This window comes from Rhodopila globiformis, from assembly GCF_002937115.1.
In the GTDB taxonomy this organism is placed as follows: domain Bacteria; phylum Pseudomonadota; class Alphaproteobacteria; order Acetobacterales; family Acetobacteraceae; genus Rhodopila; species Rhodopila globiformis.
On record NZ_NHRY01000256.1, the window covers coordinates 1 to 6,966 of the forward strand.

General features: G+C 69.0%; 8 protein-coding genes. 5 read left to right on the forward strand and 3 right to left on the reverse strand.

Annotated features, from left to right (window positions below; all coding sequences use genetic code 11):
* A partial coding sequence (locus tag CCS01_RS27140; protein WP_146101497.1) for a transposase occupies nucleotides 1-176 on the forward strand: 176 nt, incomplete at its 5' end.
* Nucleotides 177-290: 114 nt separating this feature from the next.
* Here CCS01_RS27140 and CCS01_RS27145 read toward each other — a convergent pair.
* From CCS01_RS27145 to CCS01_RS33995, 3 genes are all read right to left on the reverse strand, one after another.
* The gene (locus CCS01_RS27145) at nucleotides 291-1,181 is read right to left on the reverse strand and encodes a transglutaminase family protein (RefSeq protein ID WP_408887512.1); all 891 of its coding nucleotides are present in this window, start codon (nucleotides 1,179-1,181) and stop codon (nucleotides 291-293) included.
* 704 nt (nucleotides 1,182-1,885) lie between these two features.
* The gene (locus CCS01_RS27150; protein ID WP_104521904.1) at nucleotides 1,886-2,746 is read right to left on the reverse strand and encodes a tyrosine recombinase; all 861 of its coding nucleotides are present in this window, start codon (nucleotides 2,744-2,746) and stop codon (nucleotides 1,886-1,888) included.
* Between the two features lie 29 nt (nucleotides 2,747-2,775).
* On the reverse strand, nucleotides 2,776-2,919 hold the full coding sequence (locus CCS01_RS33995; RefSeq protein ID WP_158258634.1) for a hypothetical protein: 144 nt from the start codon (nucleotides 2,917-2,919) through the stop codon (nucleotides 2,776-2,778).
* 191 nt (nucleotides 2,920-3,110) lie between these two features.
* Between CCS01_RS33995 and aroB the strand changes: the two genes are divergently transcribed.
* From aroB to CCS01_RS27170, 4 genes are read left to right on the forward strand one after another with little or no spacing between them, the layout of a single operon-like run.
* Complete coding sequence (gene aroB / locus CCS01_RS27155) at nucleotides 3,111-4,790, forward strand: 3-dehydroquinate synthase (RefSeq protein ID WP_104521900.1); 1,680 nt, start codon at nucleotides 3,111-3,113, stop codon at nucleotides 4,788-4,790.
* Nucleotides 4,791-4,802: 12 nt separating this feature from the next.
* Nucleotides 4,803-5,516, forward strand: coding sequence for a class I SAM-dependent methyltransferase (locus CCS01_RS27160; protein ID WP_104521901.1), 714 nt, complete (start codon nucleotides 4,803-4,805; stop codon nucleotides 5,514-5,516).
* Nucleotides 5,513-6,514 carry a glycosyltransferase family 2 protein gene (locus CCS01_RS27165; protein WP_104521902.1) on the forward strand — a complete coding sequence of 334 codons (1,002 nt, stop codon included), beginning with the start codon at nucleotides 5,513-5,515 and terminating at the stop codon, nucleotides 6,512-6,514. Before CCS01_RS27160 ends, CCS01_RS27165 begins: the two co-directional genes overlap by 4 nt.
* Nucleotides 6,511-6,843, forward strand: coding sequence for a DMT family transporter (locus CCS01_RS27170; RefSeq protein ID WP_104521903.1), 333 nt, complete (start codon nucleotides 6,511-6,513; stop codon nucleotides 6,841-6,843). Before CCS01_RS27165 ends, CCS01_RS27170 begins: the two co-directional genes overlap by 4 nt.
* Nucleotides 6,844-6,966 lie beyond the last annotated feature (123 nt).

The following is a 6,966-nucleotide window of genomic DNA, read 5'->3' on the forward strand; positions in this document are numbered from 1 at the left end:
CCAATCGCCGCTCGCCGCGGACCTACGACCGCGACCTCTACAAGGCGCGCCATCTGATCGAAAATTTCTTCGCCAGGCTCAAGCAGTTCCGTGCCATCGCAACCCGCTATGACAAGACTGCCCGCAACTTCCTCGCCGCGGTCCACCTCGCCGCCGCCGTCGTTTGGCTTAATTGACGACACGCCCTAACAAATTTACAACGAAACGTGTCACGGCGGGCCGCAGGTAATGCGGCCGAGCCGAAAGAACCGATCCACCGGAGCCGGCGGGTCGGCTGCGGTCGTCCTGCCCTATGCCTGGGCATCAGCTGCGCAGACATCCGTTTCATCCGCCGGTTCCAGGTCGACGCCGACGATCACGCTGTGGTCGCCGCCGCCCAGGATGACGCCGCGCACCGGGCTGACGTCGCTGAAGTCGCGGCCCCAGCCCAGCAACACGTGCTCGTCGCGGATGACGACGCCGTTGGTCGGATCGACGTCGATCCAGCCGTGCCGCGGCCCCAGCCAGCATCCCACCCAGGCATGCGACTGGTCCGACCCTTGCCGCCTGGCCTGGCCCGGCGGCGGCCGGGTGCGGATATAGCCCGAGGTGTAGCGCGCCGGCAGGCCGATGCCGCGCAGGCCGCTGACCATGGCATGGCTGAAATCCTGGCAGACGCCCTCCCGCCGCTGCATCACCTGTGACACCGGCGTCGAGGTCGTCGTCACCCCGGCGCGGAAGCGGAAATCCGTGTAGAACCGGTCGTTCAGCTCCAGCAGGGCCTCCAGCACCGGCCGCCCGGGCGTGAACGATTCGCCGGCATAGGCTTTCGTCTCGGCGTTGAGCGGCGCCATCGGCGTGCCGAAGGTGAATTCCGCCGCCTGCCAGCCGACGGGGGTGCGCGTGGCCTCGACGACCTGTTCCCAGGGCGGGGTGTCCGCCGGATCGGGCGGCGGCGGCACGTCGACCTCGACGATCGATTCCGAGGTCACCTCGAAATCCGCGTGCGGGCGGTCGAGGAACAGCCAGGTGACGCAGTTGCCGAAATGGTCCAGCCCGTCGTGCCGCCGCGCCGGCTGGGGGTCTGCCACGATGCGTTCCGACAGGACGGTCTGCCACGGCTGCGGGCGTGGCCGCAGATGCACCATGTGGGCCGCCAGCTCGACCGGGCTGCCATAGGCGTAGCGGGTGGTGTGTCGCACACGATAACGCATCCCGGCTTTGTAGCGGTCCCCGGCACGATTGTCATGGCGGTCGGCTGGGGAGGTTGTCCCTCTCTCGTCATGGCCGGGACACGCCCTACGGCATGCACACAGCCTCGGCCGCCTCGGCCGGATACGGCGAGGATGGCTTCGTACCGATCCCGCGCCGCTACGGATCGGAGCGCGGCGACCGAGGGCATGATACCAGCGGGCTGGTCCGATGACAGCCGCCCGCCCGGTTCGCACGACCGCGGAACCGAAGAACAACCATGTTGCCTTCCAGGAACTGAACCCTGTCGGCATCCGGTTGCAAAATGCTTTCGCGGCTCAATGGCTGGCTATGCACTCCCCTGTCAACGCTTCGCCGCGGCCCTCGCGGGACGCTGCGCATGACTCGGGGCCAGTGTGGGTTGCTGGTCCTTCACTGTATGAGACTTTCACTCACTACTCCCTGCCGGTCTCCCGGCGCACTTTGTGTGCATCTGTGGTTCACCAGTTCGCCACTTTCAGTGCGACGCAAGCCGATCGGCGGTGCTCAGGCTGGGATGCAGGGGCTGTTCATTCTACGGAATAGAAGGAACCACAGATGCACACAGATGTTCCTTCCGTGGTTCCGGCGCCTCTGTCCGGTCATGCAGACTATCCGGCATGAACCGATCGTGCCGGCACAAGGCGCGAGGGGGCACCGGCCCGGGCCGCTGGAATCAGCTCTTCCGCCGCTCCGACAGCGGATGATGCGCCTCCACCACCTGCCGCAGCCGCTCGGTCTGCACATGTGTGTAAATCTGCACCGTGGCGATATCCGCATGCCCCAGCAGCATCTGCAGGCTGCGCAGGTCCGCTCCGCGGGCCAGCATATGCGAGGCAAATGAATGCCGCAGCACATGCGGCGAGACCCGCGCCGGATCGAGTCCGGCCTCCAGCGCCACCTGCTTCAGCAGCAGGAAGAAGGCCTGCCGCGTCATCGGCTGCTTCGGGTTGCGGCCCGGGAACAGGTAGCGGCTGTCCGTCCCATCCGCTGCCAGCAACGCCAGCGCCGCCTGCTTCGCCGTGGCCGACAGCGGCACCATCCGCTCCTTGGCGCCCTTGCCCTTGATGATCATCACCTCGGCCTTCGCGCCCAGCGCCACCCGCGGCACCGCCAGCAGTTCCGAGACCCGCATGCCGGTCGCGTAGAGCAGCTCCAGCGCCGCCCGCGCCAGCACGCCCGGCCGCCCGGGCTTGTCGGCGGCGGCCTGCAGCAGGGCATCGACCTCCGCCTCCAACAGGAACTTCGGCAGCGGCTGCGGCAGCCGGGGGGTGTCCAGCCGGCTGGTCGGATCGTCCTGGCGCACGCCCTCGCGCAGCAGGAACTGGTGGAACTGGCGCAGCGCCGACAGCCGCCGGGCGGCGGTGCGCGCCGACAGGCCCTGCGCGTGCAGCGAGGCCATCCACGCCTGGCAGGTCGCGGCATCGGCCGTCACCGCGGCCTGCCCCCGCTGGTGCGCGAAATCGGAAAACGCCGTCAGGTCGATGGTGTAGGCACTGATGGTGTTGCGCGCGGCGCCGCGCTCCACCGCCAGCATCTCCAGGAAGGCATCGACCGTCGGGTGGGTCAATGCGTGGAGAACCTGTCGTTCGGCACGACCTTCTCCACCGCGTGTGGGTGCGGTGCCGGCGGGAAGGCGCCCAGCATCACCACGCCAACGGCCATCAGCAGCAGCCCGGCTGCGATGACGAACAGGAAAACACGGATCATCAAGACTCCTGAATCGGTCCGCATCCGGCGCCTCGACGGCCGCCGGCGGCCGCGACTCGCCGCGCGAACCCGATGTGTAGCAAAATAAGGGCTATCCGCTCGTGAAGAAAGCCGATACCCGCGGTGACACGGACGCAATGGTCGCGCAGGCCGTCGCCTGTTGCGGTGCCGTTGTGCTAACGTGAGCGACCATGACACGCAACACCGCCTTACGCGAGACAATGCCGGTTCCCGATACGATTGCCGGGCGCAGCATCGTGCTTGTCGGCTTGATGGGCGCCGGCAAGACCTCCATCGGCCGCCGCCTCGCCGCCCGCCTCGGCCTGCCGTTCCGCGATGCCGATCAGGAGATCGAGCTGGCGGCCGGGTGCACCATTCCCGAGGTGTTCGCCCGCTATGGCGAGCAGGCGTTCCGCGACGGCGAGCGCCGGGTGATCCGCCGCCTGCTGGCCGGCGACCCGATGGTCATCGCCTATGGCGGCGGCGCCTTCATGGACCCGCGGACGCGCGAGACCACCCGCGACGAGGCGGTGTCGATCTGGCTGCGCTGCACCCTGCCGACGCTGGTGCGGCGGGTGGCGGGCCGCGACAACCGCCCGCTGCTGATGGGCCGTGACCGGGAAGACACACTCCGTCAATTGATGGATGTCCGGTACCCGATTTACGCTGAAGCTGACGTGATTGTGGATTGCGGCGACGAACCGCCCGACCACACGACCAGCACCGTCATGCAGGCATTGTCCGACTGGAAACCGGCGCGGCGGCTGCACGTCATGCTGGCCTCCACCAGCTATGACGTGGTCATCGGCGACAACCTGCTGGCCCGCGCCGGCGCGCTGCTGGCGCCGAAGCTGCCGCAGAAGCGCGCCGTGGTGGTGACCGACCGCACCGTGGCCGGGCTGCACCTGCCGGCGCTGCTGGACGGGCTGGCGCAGACGGGATTTTCCACCAGTTCCGTCACCATCAAGAGCGGCGAGGCGTCGAAGAACCTCGACACTTATATGGATGTGGTGGACCAGTTGCTGGAGGCGCGGGTCGAACGGCGCACCGCCGTCATCGCGCTGGGCGGCGGCATCGTCGGCGACCTGGCCGGGTTCGCCGCGGCCACCACGCTGCGCGGCCTGCCCTTCGTGCAGATCCCGACCACCCTGCTGTCGCAGGTGGATTCCTCCGTCGGCGGCAAGACCGGCGTCAACACGCGGCACGGCAAGAACCTGGTGGGCGCGTTCCACCAGCCGCGCATGGTTCTGGCCGACACCGGCACCCTGGCGACGCTGCCGCCGCGCGAGCTCGGCGCCGGCTATGCCGAGATCGTCAAGGCCGGCCTGATTGGCGACGCCGCCTTCTTCGCCTGGTGCGAGCAGCACGGCCCCGGCGTGATCGCCGGCGACCGCGAGGCGCAGGCCGAGGCGATCCGCCGCGCCTGCGCCTTCAAGGCCCAGGTTGTCGGCGACGACGAGCACGAGGAAAAGCCGAACGACGGCCGTGCCCTGCTGAACCTCGGCCACACCTTCGGCCACGCGCTGGAGGCGGAATATGGCTACGACGGCGGCCTGCTGCACGGCGAGGGCGTCGCCGTCGGCCTGGGCCTGGCGTTCCGGCTGTCGGCGCGGCTGGGCCTGTGCCCGCAGGCGGACGCCGAGCGGGTGGTGGCGCACGTCGCCGCCACCGGCCTGCCGGCGGAGCTGGGCATGCTGAACCGGCGCTTCTCGGCCGAAACCCTGATCGCGCACATGCGGCGCGACAAGAAGATGCGCGACGGGGCGCTGCACTTCGTCCTGGCGCGCGGCATCGGCCAGGCCTTCACCAGTTCCGACGTGCCGCACGAGGCGGTGTTGGATCTGCTGCGCGACGAGGGGTGCGCGCCCTAAGCGCGTCGTCCCATGGAGCCGGCTGAATACGAGCTGATGGACCAGGCCGAGGCGGGCCTGTGGTGGTATCGCGCCCTGCATGCCCGCCTGTGCGACGCCCTGGCCGATGTGCGCGGCCGGGTGCTGGATGCCGGCTGCGGCACCGGCGGCTTCCTGGCGAAGCTGCGCGCCCGGCGTCCCGACCTGGAATGCTGGGGCATCGAGTGGAACCCGAGCGCCGCCGCCCGGGCGCGGGAAAAATCCGGCGCGGCGATCGTGCGCGGCAGCGTCAATGCCCTGCCCTTCGCGGATGCCAGCTTCGATGCGGTGGTCTCGGCCGACGTGCTGTGCCACGCGGCGGTGGAGCCGGACATCGTGCTGCGGGAACTGAAGCGGGTGCTGCGGCCCGGCGGGCGGCTGCTGGTCAACATGCCGGCGTACCAATGGTTGCTGTCCGCGCATGACCGGCGGGTGCGGAACGCGCGGCGGCTGACCGCGACGGCAACGGCCGCGCTGCTGCGCCGGGCCGGATTCAGCGCCGTGCATGCCCGCTACTGGAACGGCCTGCTGCTGCCGCTGATGGTCCTGCAGCGAAAAGTCCTTGCGCGTGGCGACGCAGTGTCGGATGTCGCCCCTTTTCCGCCATGGCTCGATGCCAGGTTGTATGCCATGACGGAATTTGAACGGCGCCTTTCCTTTCCACTGCCCGCCGGCGGATCGGTGCTGGCGCGCGCGGAGAAACCATGAGCGACACGCTGACCCTGACCGAGCCCCTGGCCCTGACCCCGCCCAGGGTACGGCCCGCCCTGTCCATCGTCATCCCGGTCTATCGCGGCGCCGCAACCGTCGGGCGGCTGGTCGATGCGCTGTCAAACCTGCACCCGGAGGGCGGTCTGGAAGTGATCCTGGTGAACGACGGCAGCCCCGACAATTCCGCCGAGGTCTGCCACGACCTGCTGCCGACGGCACGGGTGCCGCTGGTCTATGTCGAGCATGCCCGCAACTATGGCGAGCATAACGCAGTGATGACCGGCCTGCGCCACGCCAGCGGCGACTACGTCATCACCATGGACGACGACCTGCAGAACCCGCCCGAGGAAGTCATCCGCCTCTATGACCACGCCCGCCGCGGCAACTGGGACGTGGTCTATACGCGCTACGCGGTGAAGCAGCATGCGGGCTGGCGCAACCTCGGCAGCCGCTTCGCCAATGCGGTGGCCGATGCGCTGCTGGACAAGCCGAAGGGGCTGTACCTGTCCTCCTTCCGCTGCATGTCGGCGATGGTGGTCGGCGCGATCGGCCGCTACAGCGGGCCGTATCCCTATGTGGACGGGCTGATCATGCAGGTGACGCAGCGCATCGACAGCATCGCGGTGCGGCACCTGCCGCGGGCCGAGGGCCGTTCCAACTACACGCTGCGGCGGCTGGTGCGGCTGTGGCTGAACCTGGCGACCAGCTTCTCGCTGGCGCCGCTGCGGCTGGCGGTGTGGGCCGGGCTGCTGCTGTCGGTGGCCGGCGGCCTGGGCGCGGTCGCCACGATCGCCGAGGTGCTGTTCGTGCACCAGACCCCCTCGGGCTGGGCGTCGACCATGGTTGTGCTGCTGCTGGTCTCCGGGGTGCAGTCGATGATCCTGGGCGTGCTGGGTGAGTATGTCGGACGCACCTTCCTGTCGGCCAACGGCAAGCCGCAGGGCACGGTGCGCTGCATCGCGCGCAACGACCTGGCCACCGGTGACCGGTCGTGAGCCTGTACTGGACCGCCCTGCTGGCGGCGATCGTGATCAGCATGGCCGGGCAGACGCTGCTGAAGGCGGGGGCCGCGGCGCCCGATTTCATCGCCCAGTTATTCAACCTCTCGACCATTGCCGGGCTTGTCCTGTACGGCGGCTCGGCGCTGCTTTATATCGTCGCGCTGCGGCGGATCCCAATGTCGGTCGCCCTGCCCTGCACCGCGATCTCCTACGTCGCCGCGTTGCTGATCGGGCATTTCGCCTTTGCCGAGCCGTTGGGGATGATGCGGATCAGCGCCATCGGCCTGATCTGCGCCGGCGTCATGGTGCTGGCTCTGGCCTAGTACAGCCCGCCGGAAATGCCGCCCCCGTTGGATGGGGCAGAAAGCCCGCCGCCCTTGCCCCTGGCCGCCATTGGCAGGGGATGGAAATCGGGGGCTGAAGCCGTGGCGGTGGCAGCGCCCTCC